Genomic DNA, 22,577 nt, shown 5'->3' with positions numbered 1-22,577 from the left:
TATTCTGGATTAAAAATCCCAAAACATCGCACTTTATTGAGGGATGTTCACTACTCACCCACTTTACGCACGCCAAGATCGTGTACGAAGCGCAGCATGTAACCATCCGGATCTAAAACTATAAATTGGCGATTTCCAATCTCTACGTTATCTGCTCGATACCACTTATCTTCAATAGGTAAAAAAATAGTAGCTCCTGATTCTTCGCAGCGTTGATATAACTGTTCAACCTGGTTGGTTTTAATCTCCAGATTAATCCCTCTGCCAAAGGGTGTTTCCATAGGCGCTGAAAGCCATACTCGTTTACTACCCGTAACAGAATTCCCTCTTATTTCATCCAGCATAATACGTGAACCTTGCCGTTCAATCATTGCAAACCCTTCATATTCCCGCTGATATTGAATTTTAAATCCAAGCAACTCAACGTAAAAAGAAAGACTGGATTTAATATTGGAACAACAAAGCTCTGGTGTCAGCGATGTGGTCAGATAATTGCCTGTCATAGTGCCTCAGTAATTTTTTATTAGTTGCCCGATGATATCCATTATTACCTTAACTGAGCAACTCACCACTTCCCCTTGATAATTAATGAACCGCCCAATATGTAGGGTTTGGCATCAAGAAAAACACTTCCGATTTCTCAATAATTATACGTGAATCAAATAGAATGTTTAATGAACATGAGTTCCATAGTATTCTGTCATGAATTCAATAGATAAAAGGCTGATGTTCATGTCTATTTTCAAGAAATTTAAAAAATTTTATCGCTCATCCGCAGAAAATCGCACCCAGATACATCTATTTCTTGGTTTTGTAATTATTCCAGTTATAGGAATGTCTCTATTGTACCTTTGGGTACGATTATTCTGGTTGTAAAACGGGTTTAGAGTAAATCCACACCGATGATTATTCATGTTCCATAATTAAAATTCCTCTAATTTCCAAACTTCATATGAAGGCGTTTCATAGGGATGACTGCTTTTTAAGGCGTCAATAACCTCCTTGATGCATGAGCTCTCACAAACAGTCTCTACTTTATATTCCGCTACTTTTTCTAACTGATTTATTGCACCGATAAATGCATTACTACCAGCTAACGGCATAAACTGGCCTTCCCCTAATATTTGCCATGAACATTTGCAGTAATTACCAATAGCTCCTGCTCCAGCTGCGAAAATGGCATTTTTCACTAGTTCAAGATGTGTTTCAGGAACATTGAAACAAAGTTTATACATAAGATTAAACTCCTGTAGTCGAGGATCAAATTCAATGTGCTTGATCATAATACAAAACACCTCCATATCACGAATACAGTCGAAGGTTTTTTAATTACGTCTATCAATGCGGATTGTTTTGTAGCAAAACGTTTTGGAGGAGACTTGATACATCCCAATTCTTAGAAGTTATGCATACAATTTACGAGACGACACAGATTATGAAGGATGCGCTATCTCCTCAAATAGTGCGGGAGATTGCTGAACTAATACGTTCATCCTTGCGTTCGCTATGCAGAATATAAAGGGCCATAACGATACCCAAAGCCATGAAACCCGCAGCCATGCTTGACAAAGTAACTCCCAGAGCAAAGAGACCAAAAAATCCTAATGGCACTCCTATCATTCCACAAGCCAAACCCACACCAAAGCCGACATTAAGAGCGTACAGCGCATTTTCTTTTCTTAAAGTATGCTCTGATTTCTTATGTCCTTCATTTGAAACCTGCTTTTGCTTTGTTTGTCCCGTAGGTAATGAGGGGGTAAAAAATGCGGCTTGTTGTTGCATTATCCTACTTGTATTTTTTAAATCATGATCCTGATATTCCGCAGAATCAACAGACTGGATATTCGCACTGGAATCAGTTTCCTGCGGTACTAAGGGTGTTTGATTAGACCAGTTGAATTCTTTAATTAATTGTTCCAGTTTATCATTAGCCTCATTACTGAATTCACTACTCTGTAAACTGGTTTGACAGAGATTTATCGCTGATTCTTGCCCGGCACTCACGGGATGCTCCGATCTTACTGTGCGTACCTCATCCATCAAATCAGGACTCCTCTTTAGCAACGGATAGAGATTATATTGAGTGATCACAATAACGGCAATCAGACTTGAGATGACGAAGAGATTTTCATATTCTAATGTCTCTATGGGTGAATTTTAAAAAAGCACATAAAATCATAAGGATACATCTTTTTTCTTCTAAATTCTTGTGGCATAAGTCTGGTTATATAAAATATAAATAACCACTATTCTATTTTCGAATACTGGTTATGAGCGCCTTAGTTTGTCCAAGCCACGAATCCGTTGTCAATCCGTCGTTAAATTTCGATTGAATGTACTTGAATAGGGACCAATTTGCCCAACTCATTTCGGAGAATTTTATTCCGATTACTGCGCGGAATACTGGTCACAAAATACAATTGATTGGGAATTTTATAATCAGTCAAATGCTCTTTAAGTAAATGAATAATGCTTTCAACGACTTCAGCTTGCAATGCGTTGACGACTACATAAGCAATAATTTGATTGCTCCCGGCATTGGGTTCTAAACGCGCGCCACAAGCGGAATCGATTACTTGTGGGTGTAGATTAAGTACATGTTCAATTTCTAATGGTGAAACTCGAAAGCCACTGTTCACTTTTATGATCAAATCAGCCCGTCCTAAATATTCGATATACCCCTCCTTATCCATGCTGACAATATCCTGGGTCAAGAACCAGTCACCACGGTAATGACGTTCAGGATCCGTATCATGCAAGTAGCCAATCATTAACCCTAACTCATCACGATGAATTGCCAACATACCCGGTGTATCTGCGGGAACAGGTTGCTCTCTGCACTCTATCGGCACTACAGCAACTTTTCTGCCCGGTTGAATGATACCAAGTTTATTTTTACGATAAGGAACATTGGGTCCCGTACTGATAAATGTTGAAATTTCTGACATACCTAATGCAATATAGATGGGGAAATGGAACTGATTTATCCACAAATCCTGAGTTTTCTCCATCATCATAGACCCTGCTGCGCCCACCTGTCTTAATTTCAAATTTGGATAATTGGAAAGCAAATTGGAAGCAGCTATAGATTGCAGGATATCTGGAGTGGACGTAAGAATACTGACCTGATAAAAATCAATTATTCTTAACCATTGTTCGGGAGTAATCTGACTTTCCGCAAGAGAAGTATTATTTGAGGCCTTAATTATTACGGCTGTAGCCCCTACCATAAGTGGATCCAGTAGACCTGTATACATGGAATAGGTCCAACACAGATTATCTGTCTGCATTACCCGATCCTCAGCCGTTAATGTCAACCAGCTTCTTATATTAAGCTCTCTTGCCAGAATGGCGTGTTGCGCATGTAATACTCCTTTTGGATGTCCTGAGCTGCCTGAGGTATAAAAAAGAAAAGCCGGGTCGTTAAAATGTGTTTGTGGTACAAAAGGTTCGACTGGAGCTGCTTTTAACTCTTGAAACTCTTTTTGCCCTACCGTTCGTGTTGCAGCAGGATTAGTTATCGGATTTGTTTCAGTTTTTAAGCAAAAAAATAGTGCAGCTTGAGTGTCCTGTAAGATGTAATCGGTTTCATCTTCACTCAAATGATTCAACAATAAACAGGGAATCCATCCCAATCCATTGCAGGCAAAAAACAACAAAATCAAATCGTAAACATCATCTGCCTGTATACAAACGATACTTTTATCCAAAACGCCTAAACGCTTCAATCCGGCAATTAAACAGCATACATCGTGATATAATTGAGAATAACTGATCGATTGATAAAGGCCTACATCATCCACAAGCAACAACGCTGGATGGTTCTGTCGCTGTTGATGATGGCGTAAAACATATTCTGTCACATTGAGTTTCATCTCTGCCCAACCTTTTGACTAAAAAGATAATGTAACCGAATACTCATCTCAGCTTAATGAACAGAACCAACATGATTATTCAGATTGCTACCTAACCTCGAACAATAAAAGTATAGTCGGTAATGGCCTTAAAGTTTTGTATAGTCCTCAGCGTTACCCTGACTATCCCATATTATTAGTGTTTAACTTGCACTCAAATTAGGAATACAGGCACAGAACAGTTCCCTTCTCCCTTTAATAGGAGAGAAAGGAGAAAAGCTAGGCCTGTATTCATTATCTGTGTTCAAATTACGAATACAGGCACAGAACAGTTCCCTTCTCCCTTTAATAGGGGAGAAAGGAGCAAAGCTAGGCCTGTATTCATTATCTGTGTTCAAATTACGAATACAGGCACAGAACAGTTCCCTTCTCCCTTATTAAAGGGAGAAGGGTTAGGGATGAGGGTTCTTGTTCGGTTACAACAAAGCAGGGTTGAATTGACCTTAAATTCAAAAGGATAATGGAAGAAAAATAGCATTTGGCGATCAGGTAGCAATAATGAATTTATTAAAGAGCACCAGGGCGTCTTGAAGCAAGTATTCACTTTACCCGAGAATGTGTTCCCTGATCGGAAACCCTCATCCCCAGCCCTTCTCCCTTAAAAAAGGGAGAAGGGAGCAAAGCTAAGCCTGTATTCATTATCTGTGTTCAAATTACGAATACAGGCACAGAACAGTTCCCTTCTCCCTTATTAAAGGGAGAAGGGAGCAAATCTAAGCCTGTATTCATAATTTGCGTTCAAGTTACGAATTCATGCACAGAACAATTCACTTCTCCCTTATTAAAGGGAGAAGGGAGCAAAGCTAAGCCTGTATTCATTATCTGTGTTCAAATTACGAATACAGGCACAGAACAGTTCCCTTCTCCCTTATTAAAGGGAGAAGGGGAGCAAAGCTAGGCCTGTATTCATTATCTGTATCCAAATTACGAGTACAGGCACAGAACAGTTCCCTTCTCCCTTATTAAAGGGAGAAGGGTTAGGGATGAGGGTTCTTGTTCGGTTACAACAAAGCAGGGTTGAATTGACCTTAAATTCAATAGGATAATGGAAGAAAAATAGCATTTGGCGATCAGGTAGCAATAATGAATTTATTAAAGAGCACCAAGGCGTCTTGGAGCAAGTGTTCACTTTACCCGAGAATGTGTTCCCTGAGCGAAAACCCTCATCCCCAGCCCTTCTCCCTTTTTTAAAGGGAGAAGGGTTAGGGATGAGGGTTCTTGTTCGGTTACAACGAAGCAGGGTTGAATTGACTTTAAATTCAAGCAGAGTCATGCCTATTGTGTGGTACCTGACTAACTTAATTGCTTAAATTCCAGTACACAAACAAATTGAAACACAGCTTGCCAAATCAACTCCAAATTGTAGCCTGTATTAGGCGAAGCCGTAATACAGGAACTATGAAGCTTTGAACCTCCCGTATTACGGCTGCGCCTAATACGGGCTACGTCATTGAAGCAGAGTCATGCCTATTGTGTGGTACCTGACTAACTTAATTGCTTAAATTCCAGTACACAAACAAATTGAAACACAGCCTGCCAAATCAACTCCAGATTGTAGCCTGTATTAGGCGAAGCCGTAATACAGGATCTATGAAGCTTTAAACTTCCCGTATTACGGCTTCGCCTAATACGGGCTACGTCATTGAAGCAGAGTCATGCCTATTGTGTGGTACCTGACTAACTTAATTGCTTAAATTCCAGTACACAAACAAATTGAAACACAGCTTGCCAAATCAACTCCAGATTGTAGCCTGTATTAGGCGAAGCCGTAATACAGGATCTATGAGGCGACTATATACTCCTATTTTGTGATCCCGATACAGAATCAACAAAATCCAGCTCAACTAACTCTCAATAATTAGACGTTATAATTTACGACAAATTTAAAATTTAATAATCAACATGAATAATTGAATACCGATCATCAGATTTTTTTTAATCTACAGGGTTGTTTAACATTTTTAAATTTGTTTTAATCCGCGAGGTGTGTTTAAACACCACTATGGAAAAAAAGTAAGCTTGGTTAGTTCAATAAACAAATCAAGCTGGATGACTGCAAGTTAGAAACTATGGAAAACGGAAGATGTCTAACGATCTGGCAATTTATTTAAGCAAACAATTACTATGGCATAGCCTGCTCATTGCAGCACCAATAATTCTCATTGCCCTGATTAGCGGTTTAGTCGTCTCAATTCTTCAAGTAGTAACTCAAATACAAGACTCCACATTAAGTTTTATACCCAAAATATTAGCAGTAGTGCTGATGCTCATGCTTTGCGGGGAGTGGATGCTGCATACCCTGATTGAGTTTGCTCAGGGAATATTTGTTAGTATTCCAGGAATAATTAAATCATGACGCTCTCCATTACCTGGTTAATCCATTTATTTTTTATCGCGATTCGCCTCGGTACAGTCTTATTGTTTACCCCTGTTCAGGCAATACATCAACTCCCCATCATGATCAGATTAATGTTGGTATTTGCTTTAAGTTGTCTACTGACTTTTAACGTATCGCAACAGGTGCAGCTCGATAACACAGGAATTCTATTAGGTGGTCTGGCAGAGTTTGCCAACGGATTGATACTTGCTACCGGTTTATTTGCCGCTTTTGCAGTATTTCAAATCGCAGGACAGTTAATTGATAATGAAACAGGATTAAACTCGTTAGCGATATTTAACCCTGCCGAACACAACCAGGAATCGATATCCAGTCGATTATTAACTATGTTAGCGGTTTTATTCTTCTTTGGTATGGACGGTCATCTTTGGTTGTTTAAAGGTTTATCTTATTCCTTTATCATCATTCCACCAGGAACCCTTGCACTCTTTGCAGGATTCACCCCCATTATCAAACAGTTTGGTTTTATGTTTACAGTTGGCTTCATGATAGCCAGCCCAATCATCCTGGCATTATTAGCTGTAGATTTATTCGGTGGACTTATCACCCGCAACATTCCCCAAATAAATACCTATTTCCTGATCCTGCCTCTTAAAATTTGTCTCGGTTTATTTTTATTGGCCATGATGCTGGGCTTCATTTACCCAATATCGAATAGGGTGTTTGAACGATGTTTTCAAACTTGGCAGGAACTCATGTCATGAGTGAAAAAACTGAACAGCCCACGCCATACAAATTGCAAAAGGCCAAAGAAAAAGGACAGGTCAGTAAAAGTATTGAATTAACTACATGTACTACTCTGCTTGTAATGGCTGGAATGATCACCGCTTTATGGCCTAAACAATTACTCGAAATTAAATCAATGCTTCGACATATACTCCATTATGCGGCACATCTTCAATTCAATAGTGACAATGTCATGCATCTTCACCAATTCATTTTGTCCCAATTGATCAACTTGTGGCTGCCATTTGCTCTGGCTAGCGGATTGACAATAATACTGTGTACCCTGGCTCAGACAGGAATAATCTGGTCCACAGTACCATTAATCCCGGATTTTAAACGTCTTAACGTGATACAAGGATTCAAACGACTGTTCTCAGTCAAAACATGCGTTGAAGCAATAAAAAGTACCTTTAAATTAGGATTAACCTTCCTTCTATTATTTTTTATCATCAAGGTTCAATTATCCAATATTCTCCACTTAATAATAACCAGCCCCTCTCAGGATCCCGAGTTAATGATGGGATTTCTTTTAAAACTCATGGTTCAATTAGTTATTCTGCTTTTAATCATTGCTTTATTTGACAAACTATTCACCCGCTGGAAGTTCAACAAAGACAATCGTATGAGCAAGCAGGAGGTCAAGGATGAATACAAGCAAAGGGAAGGCGATCCTAAAATCAAAAATAAAATAAGACAGTTACAACATCAACTCCGTCAGAAAACCGCTTCTTTAAATGAAGTAAAAAAAGCGGATGTGGTGGTAACCAATCCCACCCATATCGCTATCGCGCTTCAATATGAACGCGGTTCCATGCCCGCGCCAAAGGTAGTCTGTAAGGCAAAAGGTGAAATGGTCAAAGAAGTAAAAAAATTAGCTAGACAGTTCAACGTACCCATAATAGAAAACAAAGCGTTAGCTCGGATGTTGTACCAAACGATAGAACTGAATCAATGGATCTCAAGAGATTTATATCCTGCCATGGCCAGTATCTTTAGAGAACTCTACGAGCAAGGAAAAACGCATGATCAGTAAATCAAATTTTTTGAATAACAGCAGTGAACTGATCATGATAGCATTCGCTACCGGAATTCTATTTATCCTGTTCATCCCTATTCCGTCAGGTTTGCTGGATCTTCTTCTCATAGTCAATTTCAGCTGGGCATTAACCATTTTACTGCTCACCTTCTACACAGATAAACCATTAAGCTTTTCTACATTTCCTGCTCTGTTACTCATCTCCACTCTGTTTCGGTTAGCGCTCAATATCTCGGCCACCCGTCTGATTTTATCTGATGGTGATGCAGGAAAAGTAATTCAGGCAATGGGACATTATGTCATTCATGGCAATTATGTAATGGGTTTGGTCGTTTTCCTAATCCTCATTATTGTGCAATTTATTGTCGTCACCAATGGAGCCCAGCGTGTAGCGGAAGTAGCTGCGCGATTTACCCTGGATAGTATGCCCGGAAAACAAATGAGTATTGATGCCGATTTGAATATGGGCAGTATTTCTCAAAGTGATGCCAAAGCCAGAAGATCACAAATTGAAAAAGAAGCGAACTTTTATGGTGCTATGGATGGAGCCAGTAAATTTGTAAAAGGTGATGCAATAGCCGGGATCCTGATTATTCTCGTGGACATCATTGGAGGATTTGCAATAGGCCTTATCCAGAAAGGCTTAAGTTTGTCCGAATCAATTCAAACGTACACTCTTCTTACGGTCGGTGATGGATTGGTTACTCAAATTCCGGCTTTAATTATTTCAACAGCTACTGGAATTATAGTCACACGTGCCGCTACCGATGCGCAATTAGGCAGTGAAGTCGCAAAACAAATAAGCTCCTATCCTAAAAGTTTAATTATGGTTTGTTGTAGTTTAGCTGGCTTATTATTTGTAAAAGGTATCCCTGCTGTTCCTGTACTATTCATTTTGAGCCTTTTTGCTGGCAGTACCTGGTTTGCCATTAAAACAAAAAAGAAAGAGGGCATAGTAGAGACAGAAGAGAATCTCTATGAAAAAATTCGCATCCATCCTGTTGAAATAAATCTTAATAAAGAACTTTATAGTCAATTAATTCACTATGAAAAACACTTGCTTGAATCCATTCAAATAATTAGAGAACGAATTGCTTTTGATTTAGGTTTTGTTTTACCTGAAGTTAAAATCAAAACAGATAAAAAACTGGGTTTTCCCTTGTATTCCATTGGCATCCAGGGCAATAACACCGGAACGAATCCCCTGCATTTGGATAAAGCGCTGGCAATAGTTTCAACACGCAGCAAGAATACTCTTTTACCAGCCGGAATTGAAGTACGTGATCCCAGTTATGGACTTCCAGCCATCTGGATTGATCATCAAAATAAACAAGATGCTCTTGATAACGGATTCACCGTCTGTGAACCACTCATGGTACTAACGACGCATCTCAATGAAACCATACAAACACATATTGCTGAATTATTGACTCGAGAAGAAACAGAACAATTATTAGTACAACCAGGAGTTAAAGCATTAAGTGATGAATTAATTCCTTCTCTTTTGCCCTTAGGCCATGTTCAACGCATACTGCAAAACTTACTTAAAGAAAAAGTCTCCATCCGTTATTTAACTCAAATATTGGAACTTTTATTAGAGCACGCAAAAAAAATACCCGACCCCATACAACTGACGGAATTGGTACGGTCTGGTTTAGCCGTTCCAATTTGTCAAAAACTGCTCGTCAATCAAGAAAGTTTGCATGTACTGACACTCGAAGCCACCTTAGAACAAAAACTCAATCAAAACATCCTCAATAAAGAGTTTTTTTCATTGGAGCCCGGCTTAACTGAACGTCTGATTACCTCATTGGCTAATCAGGTAGAGCAAATGCTGGGCGAACGTAAACGCCCTATCCTGCTTTGCTCATCGCAATTAAGACGACATTTAAAACAATTAACCCAAAGAGTGATCCCTCATTTAACAGTGCTGGCAATGAATGAAATTCCGGTCAATGTTCAAGTGGAATCCTTTGGGGTTGTACAATAAGGAAATAAGATGTTCGATGCTATAACGGCAACACAATTCGCTATGGAATTTGATCAATTAAAACTGCAATCGATCAGTCAAAATGTGGCGAATATGAATACGCCAGGATTTAAAAGACAGCTGGTAGAAAGTGCAGGTTTTGATGAACAGTTAGAACCCCAAATCAATAATTCAATTCAGCAAGTACAAAGAGCGCAAATAAACATCCAGGGTACTTTAACTCAAACCCATAACCTGAATGATTTAGCTTTGACTGGAGACAGCTATTTTCAGGTTCAAAGCGATCAAGGTATTTTCTACACGCGACGCGGTGATTTTCAAATCAATAAGCAAGGCGAATTATGTACTGCTACAGGTGAAACGGTACTGGGAAAAGGAGGTACCATAAAAGTAGAAGACAGCTCCTTTACTGTGGATACTCAGGGCGCTCTTTATATTGATCATCATAAAGTAGATCAACTTAATATTGTTCGATTTGAACAACCTCAGTTACTTGACTATGTTGGCAATGGTCTCTATCAAACCAATGAGTCGCCCAATCCATCCGATGGTACTACACGTGTATTACAGGGATTCATTGAACAATCAAACGTTAAATCCATTGACGAAATGATGGACATGATAAAAACCTCACGTCACTTTGAAGCCAGTCAACGAGTCATGCGAACAGCGGATAACCTGCTTTCAACCGCAATTAATCAGTTAGGAGAAGGAAATGTCTGACGCGCTTTCAATTGCCGCAAGTGGTCTAAAATCCGAAGAGTTTTATATAGATAAAATTGCCAATGATTTGGCTAATCTAAATACTGCCAATTACAAAGCCACTAAAATAACATTCGAGGACGTACTCTATCAGAATATCAATGGAGAACAATCACTGTTCAACAACCAAAGCTCTATAAAACTTGGGCTAGGCACTGCTGTTTATAAATCAGGAAAAGATTTTACTACGGGGCCGTTAAAATCCACAAATAACTGGAATGATGTAGCGATCAACGGGGTGGGTTTTTTTCAAATCCTTAATACCGACGGTACTATTGCTTATACACGAAACTCTACGTTAAGTATTGATTCAGAACGCTATCTTACCACCCAGGATGGGTTAAGATTAGCAGATAACATTCAAGTTCCTGATGATTTTACCAAGATAACCATACAACCCAATGGTGATGTCGAAGTCACACTGAGTGACGAAACCGAACCCCAATTACTGGGCACAATTCAACTTGCCAAATTTATCAATCCTGAAACATTGAACCCAATCGGCGCTGGAATTTACCTGCCAACCGATGAGTCAGGTGAACCGCTGACTGACAATCCCGGCAGTAGTGGACTTGGATCTTTAGCACAAAACCAAATCGAAGGATCTAATGTCGACATGGTTAATTCTCTAATGCAGTTAACTATGGCGCAACGTGTGTACCAATTAAATGCAAAAGCAGTACAAATTGCTGATGAACTGGAAAAATTGACTAATGAAATTCGTGATTAATCTGATGATTCCTTTTGTATTTTTTGTACAGGCCCATGCAGAGGCAGTGATGCGTTTTCAAAAGCACATTACACCTCATGCGCAGTACCTGGGTGATCTGGTTGATATCAGTAGTGACAGGAGTGATTTAATGAAATTGCCATTGGACAGTCATCCGAAACCCGGTGAAATCATGAGTAAAAAACAAATTATCGATTGGGTAACGAAAAAAACAGGCTCATTAGATTATCAATGGAAAGGGAAAAGTACTGCCCTGGTTCAAAGGCTGATCCAGACTACAGGTAATGAATTACGTCATAAGGCACAAATTGCTTTAGAACATCAATTTAAAAGCAGGTATGATTCCATGACACTAAGTCCCAAGGGAACAATTAAAGACAGTGAATTTCCATTATCAGAGTTTCATATTGAAATACCGGAAGCATACCCACCAGCTAAACAGATCTGTGTTCGTCTGTCACATGGTAAACATACTATTCCCATCTGGTTCAAGATTAGCGCATTTCAATCCGTACTGGTGGCCAAATACCCGATCAGCAACCGAACCCAGTTGCATAAAACTGATTTTATTCTAAAAAAACGAAATATCGCTGGATTAAGGGATAAACCGCTTACCAAACTGCCACAGGCGATTTGGCTAAAAAAATCCATTACTAAGAACCATATTCTAATAGAAAGTGATGTAGCGCCCACACCACAAATTATCAAAGGACAATGGGTTCAGGTCACCGTAATGAATCGAAGCATTTCGTTACTATCCAGAGCTATAGCAGAACATGATGGATATACCGGTCAGTTAATTCGCATGAAGAATCCCCTGTCCAATAAATATTTTGTAGCGAGAGTTACCGCGCCACATCAAGCAGAGGTTTCATCATGAACCAATTAATCATTCTTTTTCTCATCGTTTATTTTTCGCCGCAAATGAGCTGGGCTGTCAATTTATTCAATGAAGAAGTCTATCGCCCCTTAATTGCCGATCGTGTTGCGTCATTACCTGGGGATATACTTACGGTTATTGTTCTGGAAACATCCAATGCTCAGACCAGTGCCGACCTTTCATCAGGAAAAGAGATAAAATCAGCTCTGGAAGTTGGGTATAACAAGAATAATCATGAAGTAGAATTTGGTCTGAAGGGAAAAGGAAAAACAGCAGCCAAAACAGGACGCAATGGTAAAATTAAAGCCTCGTTAACTGTGCAGATTAAACAAATATTTCCTAATAATACGTATCTTGTAGAAGGCATGCAGACCATTACCATTAATGGTGAACAGCAACACATCCTGTTAAGCGGCATAGTTAGACCCGAAGATATCAGTCCTCAAAATACACTCTTATCTACCCGTCTGGCAGACGCTCATATCACCTATGCAGGAAATGGTTCCGTTTCAGACTCTCAGACACGGAATTATTTCTATAAAATTCTCTCGTTTGTAGGGCTAGTCTGATGAATAAATTGATAACCCTGCTGATGCTCTTCATCTCTATAACTGTACATCAGGATGTATATTCCGCTGTCCACCTGAAATCCCTGGCTCGTCTTTCGGGTTTACAGGAGAACCCGATAAGTGGTTATGGTCTCGTCATAGGATTAGCTGGCTCTGGAGACTCCAGACGGAATAAAGATACAACACAGGCGATTTCCAATTTATTACAGACTTTTGGTGTCAATATCAATCCAAACGAGATTAACAGCAGAAATACCGCCACCGTAATAATTACCGCCAATCTTCCCTCCTTTGCTCATCAAGGCGATAAAATTGACATCAATGTCGCATCGCTGGGCGATGCGAAAAGCCTACTGGGTGGCACCTTATTGGTGGCTCCTCTTAAAGGAGCTGATAATCGGGTTTATGCACTGGCTCAAGGTCCAATTTCCATAGGTGGATTTAAATACGACCTCTATGGCAATGTGATTCAAAAAAATCATCCAACTACCGGCTTAATCCCCGGTGGGGCGGTTGTTGAAAAAACACTTTATAATGATGTAGTCGATAAAACAGGAGACCTTCATCTCATTTTAAATCATCCTGACTTTACTACCGCAGATCATATAGAAACGGCCATTAACAAAAAATTTGGCAAAAATACAGCACTGGCACGTTCTGCCCAGGATATTGAGATACATCCTCCCCTGCCCTACAGAAAGCGCTTTATTCGTTTTGTGAGTCAACTGGAACACATCGAAATTATTCCGGATCATCTACCCACAGTCGTAGTCAATGAACGAACAGGTGTCGTTGTAGCAGGAGCCGATGTCAAAATTGATGCGGTCACTATATCTCATGGCAATCTGCAAATAGCGATTGCCACTGAATTTAATGTATCTCAACCCACTCTAATCCAAAACATGGGAAGACAGGTCCATACAGCTGTAACTCCTTCAACGAATATCCATGTTAAAGAAGCATCGGCAAATACAGTAAACCTGGACCAGGGAGCAACAGTTGCGGACTTAATTACTGCCTTAACCAAGGTACAGACTTCAACCAGAGACATCATTGCAATTTTAGAAAGTCTGCAAAGGGCTGGAGCATTACATGCTGAACTGGTTATTCAATAAGGAACTTAATATGAACTCAGACTCGACTATAGAATTGGTAAGCATGGCACTGGATGCATCTCTGATGCGCCAGACTGCCATAGCCAATAATATTGCCAATAGCAACAGCGCTAATTACCAGACTATGGAAGTGAATTTTGAACAACAATTAAACGAGACTCACTTCATTAGCGGAACGGACGAACTGTCCACTATCAAGCCTTTTTATCAATTGAGCGATCACCAATCATCTATCGATGAGCAAATGGCATTAAACGTTCAGAACATGACTCATTATCGTGCCTTGATCAAAGGCTTAAATCAAAAACTGGCAATCATGAAACTGGCATTACAAGGAACAAATCAATAATGAATTACGATCAAATTTATGCGATTGCAACCCAGGGAATGAATGCAGAAAAACTTCGTGTTGATGTAGTAGCCAATAACATTGCCAACCAACACTCTTTAAAAACTACGGATGGCTCATTGTTTCAGGCCAGTCAGGTTGTAACCACTGCAAAACCCTTCTCTGCCTTATTGGAAGGCGATGAAACAGGGATTGATTCTATTGAAATAGTTTCAAAAGAAGTACCACCCAATAAGGTATATCAACCCTCTCACCCAGCTGCAGACAAACAAGGTTACGTCACCTACCCTGGCATAAGCACCATTGATGAAATGACTACTCTATTACGCGCTTCACGTGCTTACGAAGCGAACATCAAGATCATCAATACAGCTCACAGTCTGTATTTACAAGCATTAAGTATTGGAGAAGAACGATGAACATTACTCCAGTGAATAACTTGCTTTTGACCACAACAACACCGTCGATTGAACGCCTTGAACAACCAAAGGCGACTTTTACCAGTTGGATGGAGGAGAAAATTTCTGAAACCAATAACCAACTCAATGCAGCAGATGAGGCTTTAACCCAATTAGCGAGTGGTCATGCAGAGAATCTGCATCAGACGATGATTACCCTTGAGCAAGCCAAATTATCGTTTCAGTATTTAGAACAAATACGAAACCGCTTGATGTCGGCCTATCAAGAATTATTAAGAGAGCAAATCTAAAGTGAATTATCTACAACTGACTCAACACTGGTTCAATGATTTAACGATACAGCGAAAATTAAGTTTTTCGTGTTCACTGATCCTAATCCTCATTGTTACCTCCCTTTCAGGATGGTGGTTGTTATCACCAACCTATGAAGTACTTTTTAATCATTTGGAAGAAGAGGACGCCAATAAAATTGTAAGTCATCTGGAACAAAACAATATCAATTACCAATTAAAAAACGGTGGCAAAGACATCATGATTGATAAAAATCTGATTGCCAAAACCCGTCTTAAAATTATGGGCAGCGGTGTGCAATTGGCAGGCAGTGTTGGCTTTGAACTCTTTGATAAAAGTGATTTCGGAATGACTGATTTCTCGCAAAAAATCAATTATCAACGTGCTTTACAAGGTGAGCTGGAACGAACCATATCCAGTTTAGAAGAGGTTAGACAAGCCAGAGTTCATCTAGTAATTCCTGAAAATCATCTTTTTGATAAAACAGACAATCAACCAAAAGCCGCAGTGACCCTTCATTTAAAACAGAATCTAAGCAACAGACAAATTCAGAGTATTCAGCAATTGATCTCGGCCAGCATTGCCCATTTGACAGCTCAAAACGTTGTAGTAGTCGATCAAAACGGCAATACACTGTCCCAGGGTGAGACAGATGATTCCTCCAATCACTTCAAAACCAAGAAAACTATAGAACATTATCTCAATGATAAAGTAACGCAAATGCTTCATAAAATATTCGCCAACAAACAGGTTATGGTGAAAATTGACGCAGCCATCAACTACGATGAGTTACAAAGAGAATTAATCAAACCCCAAACTCAAGGATTAATCACTCATGAAAAAGAAATAACCCATTCTTCTTCCGGAAAAACAGATAAAGACAAACGCAATCAAGATGTCACTCTTGAGAAATCGTACCAATTAGGCAGTGAAAAAGAATTATTCAAAAAAGCCAGCGGGACAATTGAGCGCCTTACCATCAGCGTTATTGTGCCGCAAAATACACCAATACAGACTATGGATCAGATACGCAGACTTGTAAAAAGCACCGTAGGCTTCAATGAGCAACGTGGGGATGTAATTAACGTTGAAGCGTTGATTGAACCAATGGATACCCCAAATCTGGAGCCATCCATCATCCCACCTGCTCCAATGGAACAATCCCCAGCACAGTTGCCTCTGTTTTTTTGGATTTTTTGTCTTGCGATAAGTACTACAACAGTTTTGTTGATAAAAAAAGCCCGGCATAAAAAACGCCAACGCTTATTAATCGAATTAACTCACTGGCTGTCTCACCATGAATAAAGAACTTAAAAAATTATTATTAAAAATAGCTGCTTTGCCAAAGTCCGATCAAAAATGGATCCTGAATCAACTAACGGCTAATCAACAAAAACAGTTTGAGCTATTGGAAGGAAATAAATTACTCGCCAAAGCACGACGATTTCGGACTTTAGCCTATGAGGACTCTGTCACAGTCAATCCAGATTTAAAGTTACCCGCACTCTGTCATGATCTGAAGCATCAGGATTCGTTATACATCGCCATCATCCTCGATCAGGGCCAATTTCCATGGAGAGAGCAATTTATTCAATCCCTAAATAATGGTAATGAAATTCAACAAATAATGAATGACCAGGTCAAAACACTGAAACCCGATACCAAGTCCAGTGTATTCAGGCAATGGCAAAACCAACTTAATTTTGATGATCAACTGGTGATGAATTATGGCTAAATTAATTCATCAGGCATTGATCAGTCATGAAACGGTCACTATAGGTACAAAACCTGTAATGACTTCTGATGATATTGACCAGAAACCTGAACTGACACTCCAAACTAATGAAGCCGACTTGGAAGAGCTTCGAGCTCAGGCCTTTCAACAAGGTTTCATAGAGGGACAAAAAGATGGACTGCTCCTTGCAGAACAACAATTGGCTCAATCAAAGCAAGAACTGCAGATTCTGTTGTCAGCAATTCCTCAAGCTGTAGAGCAAAATCGACTGGAATTACACGATGAAATTGCCGATATCATTTTATTAATTACTCAGGAATATTTCATAGAGCAGCAAAAAAAACCCGAAGCGCTCCACCAGCAAATCAATCAAATATTAAGCCAATTAAATAACAAACAAAGCATCGAGTTACACTTGCATCCTGATGAAATCAAAACATTACACCATTCCAATATCAAACTGGAAACTGCTCATCTCAATGGATTACTGATCAAAACGGATCTCAGTCTTGCTCCTGGTGGTTGTGTCATAAAAACGGAACATGGTGTGTTTGATGCCAGCCTGGAAACACGTCTTGAACGATTAAAAGAAATGCTCGTTCAAATGAAACATGGGAGACAACATGCACTCCTGGATTAACCGATTACAATCTGTAGAACGATTAGGGGAAATTGAACAAAGTGTTGGTTTAAAACTGGTAGCCAATGGACCACCACATGCTTTTATTGGTGAAGTTTGTGAACTATTGGATCAAAACCATAAAATAATTACTAAAGCAGAAGTGGTTGGCTTTGAAGAAGGTAAAGTATACCTGATGCCCTATGATACTGTCCCAATTCGTATGGGTTATCGAGTTCGAGCGACTGGTTATCCAGTAACAATTAATGCGTCCCCTTCGCTGCTTGGGCATGTAGTCGACGCTTTTGCGGCCCCCATCGATCACCCCATTCCATGCACCTTTACAAAAAACATAACAACTCAAAACAAAAAAATAAATCCATTCATCCGCGAACCAATTACAGAACGCCTTAATACAGGAATTCATGCTATAGACAGTTTGCTTCCCATGGGAAAAGGACAGCGAATTGGTGTGTTTTCCGGGAGCGGCGTGGGAAAAACGACCTTATTGGCAACTATTGCACAACAGAGTACTAGTGACATCAACATTATTGCTTTAATTGGTGAACGCGGAAGAGAAGTTAATGAGTTTATTCATCATCATTTAAATAAGGACAACCTTAAAAAATCAATTCTGGTTGTCGCATGCAGTGATGAGCCAGCCCTAATGCGGCGTCAGGCAGCTTATACAGCCACAACTCTTGCAGAGTATTTTTGCCAGCAAAGTAAAAACGTTCTGTTATTTATGGATTCCATTACCCGTTTTGCCATGGCGCAAAGAGAAATCGGTTTGAGTTTGGGCGAACCTCCTACAGCTCGAGGATATACCCCAAGTGTATTTTCGCTGTTGCCAGGATTAATAGAGCGAACAGGGAATTTCCAAAATCAAGGAAGTATCAGTGCCATATACACAGTGCTGGTCGAGGGTGATGATTTTAACGAACCACTAGCAGATCATATGCGCGCGTTGTTAGATGGTCATATCGTTCTCAAAAGGGAATTAGCACAACGGGGCCACTACCCTGCTATCTCGGTGCTGCACAGCATTTCGCGTCTGGCCAATCAACTCCTTTCAGACGAGGAGAATAAAATAGTAAAGCAAGTAATTTCTACTCTGAGTATTTATCAACAAAACAAGGATCTGATCGAGCTGGGCGCTTACAAACCTGGTAACAATAAGTTATTAGATCATGCAGTCAGTCGTATTGATTCCATAAATCAGATATTAACCCAGGATGAACAACACAGTTTATCGTTCAGTGCTCTCATCCAAAGCTTTAAGGAGATTCTGCAATGAATCAATCTCTAACGGCTCTCATGACCCGATTAACCTGGCAAAATAATGAGCTTAGTATTCATCTACAGGCTGCAGAAACTGAGTCCCAGACCGTGATGCAACAAATTCAGGACTTGGAACAAAAAATAAATGAATCCTGTATTACGTCAATCAGCATCAATCCAGAACTAGAAATCAATAAATTGAATTTTCTTACTCAGCAACAAGAAAAAAAAGAAGAGCTATTGATGATTTTAAAAAATCACCAGGCATTGGAAACCAAATTAAAGGACAAATTACTCCGCATCAAAACGGAACTCAAAATGTTGGAGCAATACATGGAACGAGAAGAGCATGCAGCCAGGCAACATCAAATGAAATCGCAGGAAAACTCTCTTGAAGAATGGGTGCTCCAAAAAAGGAAGTCAGTATGAAAATAAGCGATCACTCTGTACCTTCACTGAATCAAAACGTCCAGAATAATCAAAAGACGCAACCTGATTTTGAGGATTGGTTAAAGTCGCCAACCAAACAAAACAGCGGAGATGAGTTTTATTGGCAACATCAAGATCAATTGCAGCAATCCAGTTTGCAATTTAATCATCATCCTGAGCATAATCAGCACGGTGAGACTGTATTAGAAATAAGCACAAAGCAGCCTCAGAGCACTAGTTTGGATCCCAAAGCAGTCATTGAAACGGAGCACATACAGCAAACAACGGATTTCTCTAAAACGACTCCCAATAATCGTCTAATCCTGCATTCAACAGAATTAATGAGAGCTCTCACTGAACTGGAACAGAATAATTCACAACCACCTGTTCCAGAATCCAATTCCGCATCAAAAATACAGGCATCGGATGCACTTCAATTCGAAAATACAAGTTCGGTTGAATTCAAAGATCTTTGTAAGGGTCCGCTCAAAAACCACCACCTGTTTATCCAAAACGATGAAGTCGAAATATCCCTTTATGCTGAAGATCTGAATAAAGAAGAACAAATTGAACTGAAACACATGATAAAACTCAATTTAAAAAATAAAGGTCTTTCTTTAAAACAGTTACTAATTAATGGAGTACAACATGACTGAACCCGTGAGTGCCTCCGGTGTTAATCAAGCAGATTATCTAAAACTATTCATGCAGGAATTAACTTATCAGGATCCTTTAAAGCCAGTTGATAACCGTGAATTTATGGCTCAAATGGCTCAATTCTCCGCACTTCAGGAAGCAAGGACTACGAATGAACATTTGACTCAATTACTGGGAATGACCAGTGGAACCCAAAGTCTTGGTTTATTAGGCAAAAAAGTACGGGTAAAGGATATTGAGGGTGAAGGACAAGTCACCAAAATCGAGTTTCATGATGACTCACCTCCACTAGTGACTGTTGCCATGAGTAATGGGGAAGTTCCCAAAGTTGAGCTGGGACAAATAACTGAAGTCCGGGAGAGATAATGAGTAACACTTACTATACAAGCCTGTCAGGAATGCTTGCCGCCAGCTATGGCTTGCAAAATACATCTAACAACGTGGCGAACATGCAAAGTCCTGGATTTAAACGTAATGACGTTTTTTATTCTTCATTAGGTAATGGCAGTGGCGAAGAAGGACTGGGTTCAGGAGTTTGTATCGGTGGCAATGCAACCAATTTTAGTGACGGAAATTATCTCGAAACCAGTAACCCGTCTGATTTAGCTATAGTTGGGCAAGGCTTTTTTGTACTCAGGCTTAAAAGTGGTGAGCTACGCTATACTCGTGATGGGGAATTTGAATTCAATAATGAAGGCATCTTAATCGATAGACGCAGTGGAGGTGAAGTTCAGGGGTATAATAATGCCGGTAACCTGGTGCCCATTCATGGAAAAGGGCCTAAAAGTTCTCAAGGCAAAGCCAGCCATGAGATTTTTTTAAAAGGTCAATTTATCCTTTTGGAAAAATCAGGCTCCGAGTTAGAGCAGCCTGGTCCATTTAAAAACAAATATAAAAACATTAAATTTTCCGTTGCAAAAATTTATGATAAACAAGGCAAAGCACATGAGGTACAACTGGAGTTCGAATCCACTCCTGTACTGGTTAATGGAGGTAATACAACAATAGATGAAGGAAAACCTCCAATAAATGATAATGGAACAAGTTGGGATTTAATCGGAGTGACTTGTGATGATGCAGATATTTCTGCTGTTTTAAGAGATCAGAAAATCATTTTTAATGCCACATCCCAAGGAGCCAATCTGGAGAATTGCTCCATTCACTTTACAATGAATGGCGATCAAGAAATAAAACTGCAATTTGGTACTTTTAAGGATGGATCTGACAGTTCGGTTCAACTCAAAGAATCAAAACAAAATCCCGAAGGCACCCAAATTGAAACCTATCAAAATGATGGATATGGTGAAGGGAAACAAATCGGTTTTTCTTTTGATGAAAACGGGCAGATTTCTTATAACTACGATAATGGCCAAACCATACAAGGCATTTGTATAAGTATGGCTCGCTTCGATGAGTTGGAGCACACCCTGGTCCAAACTCATGACAGTTTATTTCGGGCAAAAAATGATCGAGGAATCCATATTGGTCGTGCTAATAAAGACGGATTTGGCAGCATAAAAGCAAAACAACTCGAATCATCCAATGTTGATTCCACCACCGAATTTGCCAATATCGTCATTTTGCAAAGAATGTTTCAGGCCTGTTCTCAAATAATGGATATAGATAAACAACTATTAGAGGATCTGGAAGCAAGATGATCAAACCCTATAGATTAATTAATGCATTTGAGCTTCAGGAACTTTCTCGACAATGTCTCAGAGCACTAGAGAGTTGGAACAGTTTATACACGCTACATCCTGTAACTATGGATCTTCATGTACCTCCAAAAGAGTACTCACCGGGTGAAGGTTATTCAATTAAGGAGAATGAGAGTACTTTGGCATGTATTGAGACACATTATCTAACTGTTTTAAATCAGGCTTTATTTGGTAAAGACACCCCCTGTTTTAATTCCGTAAGTCAGGAGCTGTTTACAGTTTTTATTCATCAACTCCTGAAAGTAAATGAATGTGCGATTGATTCTGAGACATGCTCGACCCACGGCTGGTTTTACCGTGGTTCAACAAGCCTGCTGCTCAGGATATCTTGTTGTACAACCGAGTTCACCATTATTCTGCACCCCAATTGGGTGTATCAAAACCTGCCTCAACCGAACAACAAAGGCACACAAACGGTTTCTTTGGATGAAGCATTGGCAGACCAAAGGTTAGCCTTAAATCTGGAGCTCTATCCCCTCACCCTGCCTTTGCACCAACTCATTACTTTATCAGTTGGAGATGTAATCGCTACGGATCACCCAATAAGCGCTTCGATGTCATTAACACAAAATCACCAATTGGTTGCCCGTGCCGATTTGGGGCAATCCGATCACTTCAAATCAATCATTTTAAAAGGATCATCATGAATACAACAGTAAAAAAAGTAGTACTGGCTGAACACCATTCCCAACCAGAGGCTCAAACAGTCAATCAAAATTATTTAGGTCTGGTAGGAGGCATTGAAGTTCAATGCAACATACGCATTGGCACTCTAACGGTAACCATCGCTCAGTTAAGGGAACTTAAATCCGGACAAGTCATGCATTTAGAACAAAAAACCAATGAACCTGTCGAAGTACTTCTTAATGATAAGGTAATCGCTAAAGGAGAATTGATGAGTTATGAAGACAAGTTTGCCGTCCAGATTACAGAGGTCATGTGTTGATGGAGCGTTTTTT

The 22,577-nt window shown here is 39.7% G+C and carries 26 protein-coding genes; 22 read left to right on the top strand and 4 right to left on the bottom strand.

The window, feature by feature from the left end; translation table 11 throughout:
- Window positions 1–50 precede the first annotated feature (50 nt).
- The 4 genes from IZU94_RS04270 to IZU94_RS04255 all read right to left on the bottom strand — a co-directional run bounded on the left by IZU94_RS04270 (window position 51) and on the right by IZU94_RS04255 (window position 3,875).
- Window positions 51–503: a bleomycin resistance protein gene (locus IZU94_RS04270; protein ID WP_203108336.1), complete on the bottom strand. Its 453-nt coding sequence runs from the start codon at window positions 501–503 to the stop codon at window positions 51–53.
- Window positions 504–923: 420 nt separating this feature from the next.
- On the bottom strand, window positions 924–1,235 hold the full coding sequence (locus IZU94_RS04265; RefSeq protein ID WP_203108380.1) for a YqfO family protein: 312 nt from the start codon (window positions 1,233–1,235) through the stop codon (window positions 924–926).
- A 220-nt stretch (window positions 1,236–1,455) separates the two neighbouring features.
- Window positions 1,456–2,040, bottom strand: a complete 585-nt coding sequence (locus IZU94_RS04260) for a hypothetical protein (protein WP_203108334.1) — start codon at window positions 2,038–2,040, stop codon at window positions 1,456–1,458.
- A gap of 278 nt (window positions 2,041–2,318) precedes the next feature.
- A complete protein-coding gene (locus tag IZU94_RS04255; protein ID WP_203108332.1) occupies window positions 2,319–3,875 on the bottom strand; it encodes a class I adenylate-forming enzyme family protein in 1,557 nt (518 codons plus the stop codon).
- Window positions 3,876–5,997: 2,122 nt separating this feature from the next.
- Here IZU94_RS04255 and fliQ point away from each other — a divergent pair.
- Genes fliQ through IZU94_RS04145 form a run of 22 tightly spaced genes read left to right on the top strand, consistent with a single transcriptional unit; the run spans window position 5,998 to window position 22,564 of the window.
- Window positions 5,998–6,270 carry a flagellar biosynthesis protein FliQ gene (fliQ, locus tag IZU94_RS04250; RefSeq protein WP_203108330.1) on the top strand — a complete coding sequence of 91 codons (273 nt, stop codon included), beginning with the start codon at window positions 5,998–6,000 and terminating at the stop codon, window positions 6,268–6,270.
- Entirely contained in the window at window positions 6,267–7,016 is a 750-nt protein-coding gene (locus tag IZU94_RS04245) for a flagellar biosynthetic protein FliR (RefSeq protein ID WP_203108328.1), read from the top strand. The genes fliQ and IZU94_RS04245 overlap by 4 nt, the downstream gene beginning before the upstream one ends.
- The gene (locus IZU94_RS04240) at window positions 7,013–8,071 is read left to right on the top strand and encodes an EscU/YscU/HrcU family type III secretion system export apparatus switch protein (RefSeq protein ID WP_203108326.1); all 1,059 of its coding nucleotides are present in this window, start codon (window positions 7,013–7,015) and stop codon (window positions 8,069–8,071) included. The genes IZU94_RS04245 and IZU94_RS04240 overlap by 4 nt, the downstream gene beginning before the upstream one ends.
- Window positions 8,061–10,064 carry a flagellar biosynthesis protein FlhA gene (locus IZU94_RS04235; RefSeq protein ID WP_203108324.1) on the top strand — a complete coding sequence of 668 codons (2,004 nt, stop codon included), beginning with the start codon at window positions 8,061–8,063 and terminating at the stop codon, window positions 10,062–10,064. Before IZU94_RS04240 ends, IZU94_RS04235 begins: the two co-directional genes overlap by 11 nt.
- Before the next feature lie 9 nt (window positions 10,065–10,073).
- Window positions 10,074–10,787, top strand: coding sequence for a flagellar hook-basal body protein (locus IZU94_RS04230; protein WP_203108322.1), 714 nt, complete (start codon window positions 10,074–10,076; stop codon window positions 10,785–10,787).
- The gene (locus IZU94_RS04225) at window positions 10,780–11,556 is read left to right on the top strand and encodes a flagellar hook-basal body protein (RefSeq protein ID WP_203108320.1); all 777 of its coding nucleotides are present in this window, start codon (window positions 10,780–10,782) and stop codon (window positions 11,554–11,556) included. Before IZU94_RS04230 ends, IZU94_RS04225 begins: the two co-directional genes overlap by 8 nt.
- The gene (gene flgA / locus IZU94_RS04220; protein WP_203108318.1) at window positions 11,540–12,436 is read left to right on the top strand and encodes a flagellar basal body P-ring formation chaperone FlgA; all 897 of its coding nucleotides are present in this window, start codon (window positions 11,540–11,542) and stop codon (window positions 12,434–12,436) included. The genes IZU94_RS04225 and flgA overlap by 17 nt, the downstream gene beginning before the upstream one ends.
- The gene (locus IZU94_RS04215; RefSeq protein WP_203108316.1) at window positions 12,433–13,005 is read left to right on the top strand and encodes a flagellar basal body L-ring protein FlgH; all 573 of its coding nucleotides are present in this window, start codon (window positions 12,433–12,435) and stop codon (window positions 13,003–13,005) included. Before flgA ends, IZU94_RS04215 begins: the two co-directional genes overlap by 4 nt.
- Entirely contained in the window at window positions 13,005–14,120 is a 1,116-nt protein-coding gene (locus IZU94_RS04210; protein WP_238400500.1) for a flagellar basal body P-ring protein FlgI, read from the top strand. Before IZU94_RS04215 ends, IZU94_RS04210 begins: the two co-directional genes overlap by 1 nt.
- Before the next feature lie 10 nt (window positions 14,121–14,130).
- Window positions 14,131–14,469, top strand: coding sequence for a hypothetical protein (locus IZU94_RS04205; RefSeq protein ID WP_203108313.1), 339 nt, complete (start codon window positions 14,131–14,133; stop codon window positions 14,467–14,469).
- Window positions 14,469–14,888, top strand: coding sequence for a flagellar basal body rod protein FlgC (gene flgC, locus IZU94_RS04200; protein ID WP_203108311.1), 420 nt, complete (start codon window positions 14,469–14,471; stop codon window positions 14,886–14,888). The genes IZU94_RS04205 and flgC overlap by 1 nt, the downstream gene beginning before the upstream one ends.
- Window positions 14,885–15,178: a flagellar hook-basal body complex protein FliE gene (gene fliE, locus IZU94_RS04195; RefSeq protein ID WP_203108309.1), complete on the top strand. Its 294-nt coding sequence runs from the start codon at window positions 14,885–14,887 to the stop codon at window positions 15,176–15,178. Before flgC ends, fliE begins: the two co-directional genes overlap by 4 nt.
- A gap of 1 nt (window position 15,179) precedes the next feature.
- Entirely contained in the window at window positions 15,180–16,484 is a 1,305-nt protein-coding gene (gene fliF / locus IZU94_RS04190) for a flagellar basal-body MS-ring/collar protein FliF (protein WP_203108307.1), read from the top strand.
- Window positions 16,477–16,914 (top strand): hypothetical protein, encoded by a 438-nt coding sequence (locus IZU94_RS04185; protein WP_203108305.1) that lies wholly within the window; start codon window positions 16,477–16,479, stop codon window positions 16,912–16,914. Before fliF ends, IZU94_RS04185 begins: the two co-directional genes overlap by 8 nt.
- On the top strand, window positions 16,907–17,554 hold the full coding sequence (locus tag IZU94_RS04180; protein ID WP_203108303.1) for a FliH/SctL family protein: 648 nt from the start codon (window positions 16,907–16,909) through the stop codon (window positions 17,552–17,554). The genes IZU94_RS04185 and IZU94_RS04180 overlap by 8 nt, the downstream gene beginning before the upstream one ends.
- Window positions 17,538–18,830, top strand: a complete 1,293-nt coding sequence (locus IZU94_RS04175; RefSeq protein WP_203108301.1) for a FliI/YscN family ATPase — start codon at window positions 17,538–17,540, stop codon at window positions 18,828–18,830. Before IZU94_RS04180 ends, IZU94_RS04175 begins: the two co-directional genes overlap by 17 nt.
- A complete protein-coding gene (locus tag IZU94_RS04170; protein ID WP_203108299.1) occupies window positions 18,827–19,243 on the top strand; it encodes a hypothetical protein in 417 nt (138 codons plus the stop codon). Before IZU94_RS04175 ends, IZU94_RS04170 begins: the two co-directional genes overlap by 4 nt.
- Window positions 19,240–19,899, top strand: a complete 660-nt coding sequence (locus IZU94_RS04165; RefSeq protein ID WP_203108297.1) for a hypothetical protein — start codon at window positions 19,240–19,242, stop codon at window positions 19,897–19,899. Before IZU94_RS04170 ends, IZU94_RS04165 begins: the two co-directional genes overlap by 4 nt.
- On the top strand, window positions 19,892–20,266 hold the full coding sequence (locus IZU94_RS04160; protein WP_203108295.1) for a flagellar hook assembly protein FlgD: 375 nt from the start codon (window positions 19,892–19,894) through the stop codon (window positions 20,264–20,266). Before IZU94_RS04165 ends, IZU94_RS04160 begins: the two co-directional genes overlap by 8 nt.
- Window positions 20,266–21,558 carry a flagellar hook-basal body complex protein gene (locus IZU94_RS04155; protein WP_203108293.1) on the top strand — a complete coding sequence of 431 codons (1,293 nt, stop codon included), beginning with the start codon at window positions 20,266–20,268 and terminating at the stop codon, window positions 21,556–21,558. The genes IZU94_RS04160 and IZU94_RS04155 overlap by 1 nt, the downstream gene beginning before the upstream one ends.
- Window positions 21,555–22,265 carry a FliM/FliN family flagellar motor C-terminal domain-containing protein gene (locus IZU94_RS04150; RefSeq protein ID WP_203108291.1) on the top strand — a complete coding sequence of 237 codons (711 nt, stop codon included), beginning with the start codon at window positions 21,555–21,557 and terminating at the stop codon, window positions 22,263–22,265. The genes IZU94_RS04155 and IZU94_RS04150 overlap by 4 nt, the downstream gene beginning before the upstream one ends.
- Window positions 22,262–22,564, top strand: coding sequence for a FliM/FliN family flagellar motor switch protein (locus IZU94_RS04145; RefSeq protein ID WP_203108289.1), 303 nt, complete (start codon window positions 22,262–22,264; stop codon window positions 22,562–22,564). The genes IZU94_RS04150 and IZU94_RS04145 overlap by 4 nt, the downstream gene beginning before the upstream one ends.
- Window positions 22,565–22,577: the final 13 nt, after the last annotated feature.

It is taken from the genome of Legionella bononiensis (assembly GCF_016786215.1).
In the GTDB taxonomy this organism is placed as follows: Bacteria; Pseudomonadota; Gammaproteobacteria; order Legionellales; family Legionellaceae; genus Legionella; species Legionella bononiensis.
Note: the sequence above shows the minus strand (reverse complement) of the source record. Positions and strands in the feature narration are given on the sequence as shown.

Bases quoted from the DNA above. Each gene is read 5' to 3' on its own strand.
- IZU94_RS04215 (WP_203108316.1), top strand. From the start codon at position 12,433: ATGAACCAATTAATCATTCTTTTTCTCATCGTTTATTTTTCGCCGCAA.
- IZU94_RS04230 (WP_203108322.1), top strand. From the start codon at position 10,074: ATGTTCGATGCTATAACGGCAACACAATTCGCTATGGAATTTGATCAA.
- IZU94_RS04235 (WP_203108324.1), top strand. From the start codon at position 8,061: ATGATCAGTAAATCAAATTTTTTGAATAACAGCAGTGAACTGATCATG.
- fliQ (WP_203108330.1), top strand. From the start codon at position 5,998: ATGTCTAACGATCTGGCAATTTATTTAAGCAAACAATTACTATGGCAT.
- IZU94_RS04270 (WP_203108336.1), bottom strand. From the start codon at position 503: ATGACAGGCAATTATCTGACCACATCGCTGACACCAGAGCTTTGTTGT.
- fliE (WP_203108309.1), top strand. From the start codon at position 14,885: ATGAACATTACTCCAGTGAATAACTTGCTTTTGACCACAACAACACCG.
- IZU94_RS04245 (WP_203108328.1), top strand. From the start codon at position 6,267: ATGACGCTCTCCATTACCTGGTTAATCCATTTATTTTTTATCGCGATT.
- IZU94_RS04185 (WP_203108305.1), top strand. From the start codon at position 16,477: ATGAATAAAGAACTTAAAAAATTATTATTAAAAATAGCTGCTTTGCCA.
- IZU94_RS04260 (WP_203108334.1), bottom strand. From the start codon at position 2,040: ATGGATGAGGTACGCACAGTAAGATCGGAGCATCCCGTGAGTGCCGGG.
- IZU94_RS04165 (WP_203108297.1), top strand. From the start codon at position 19,240: ATGAAAATAAGCGATCACTCTGTACCTTCACTGAATCAAAACGTCCAG.
- IZU94_RS04205 (WP_203108313.1), top strand. From the start codon at position 14,131: ATGAACTCAGACTCGACTATAGAATTGGTAAGCATGGCACTGGATGCA.
- IZU94_RS04150 (WP_203108291.1), top strand. From the start codon at position 21,555: ATGATCAAACCCTATAGATTAATTAATGCATTTGAGCTTCAGGAACTT.
- IZU94_RS04210 (WP_238400500.1), top strand. From the start codon at position 13,005: ATGAATAAATTGATAACCCTGCTGATGCTCTTCATCTCTATAACTGTA.
- IZU94_RS04225 (WP_203108320.1), top strand. From the start codon at position 10,780: ATGTCTGACGCGCTTTCAATTGCCGCAAGTGGTCTAAAATCCGAAGAG.
- flgA (WP_203108318.1), top strand. From the start codon at position 11,540: ATGAAATTCGTGATTAATCTGATGATTCCTTTTGTATTTTTTGTACAG.
- IZU94_RS04265 (WP_203108380.1), bottom strand. From the start codon at position 1,235: ATGTATAAACTTTGTTTCAATGTTCCTGAAACACATCTTGAACTAGTG.
- IZU94_RS04255 (WP_203108332.1), bottom strand. From the start codon at position 3,875: ATGAAACTCAATGTGACAGAATATGTTTTACGCCATCATCAACAGCGA.
- IZU94_RS04175 (WP_203108301.1), top strand. From the start codon at position 17,538: ATGCACTCCTGGATTAACCGATTACAATCTGTAGAACGATTAGGGGAA.
- IZU94_RS04145 (WP_203108289.1), top strand. From the start codon at position 22,262: ATGAATACAACAGTAAAAAAAGTAGTACTGGCTGAACACCATTCCCAA.
- IZU94_RS04160 (WP_203108295.1), top strand. From the start codon at position 19,892: ATGACTGAACCCGTGAGTGCCTCCGGTGTTAATCAAGCAGATTATCTA.
- IZU94_RS04240 (WP_203108326.1), top strand. From the start codon at position 7,013: ATGAGTGAAAAAACTGAACAGCCCACGCCATACAAATTGCAAAAGGCC.
- IZU94_RS04170 (WP_203108299.1), top strand. From the start codon at position 18,827: ATGAATCAATCTCTAACGGCTCTCATGACCCGATTAACCTGGCAAAAT.
- flgC (WP_203108311.1), top strand. From the start codon at position 14,469: ATGAATTACGATCAAATTTATGCGATTGCAACCCAGGGAATGAATGCA.
- IZU94_RS04155 (WP_203108293.1), top strand. From the start codon at position 20,266: ATGAGTAACACTTACTATACAAGCCTGTCAGGAATGCTTGCCGCCAGC.
- IZU94_RS04180 (WP_203108303.1), top strand. From the start codon at position 16,907: ATGGCTAAATTAATTCATCAGGCATTGATCAGTCATGAAACGGTCACT.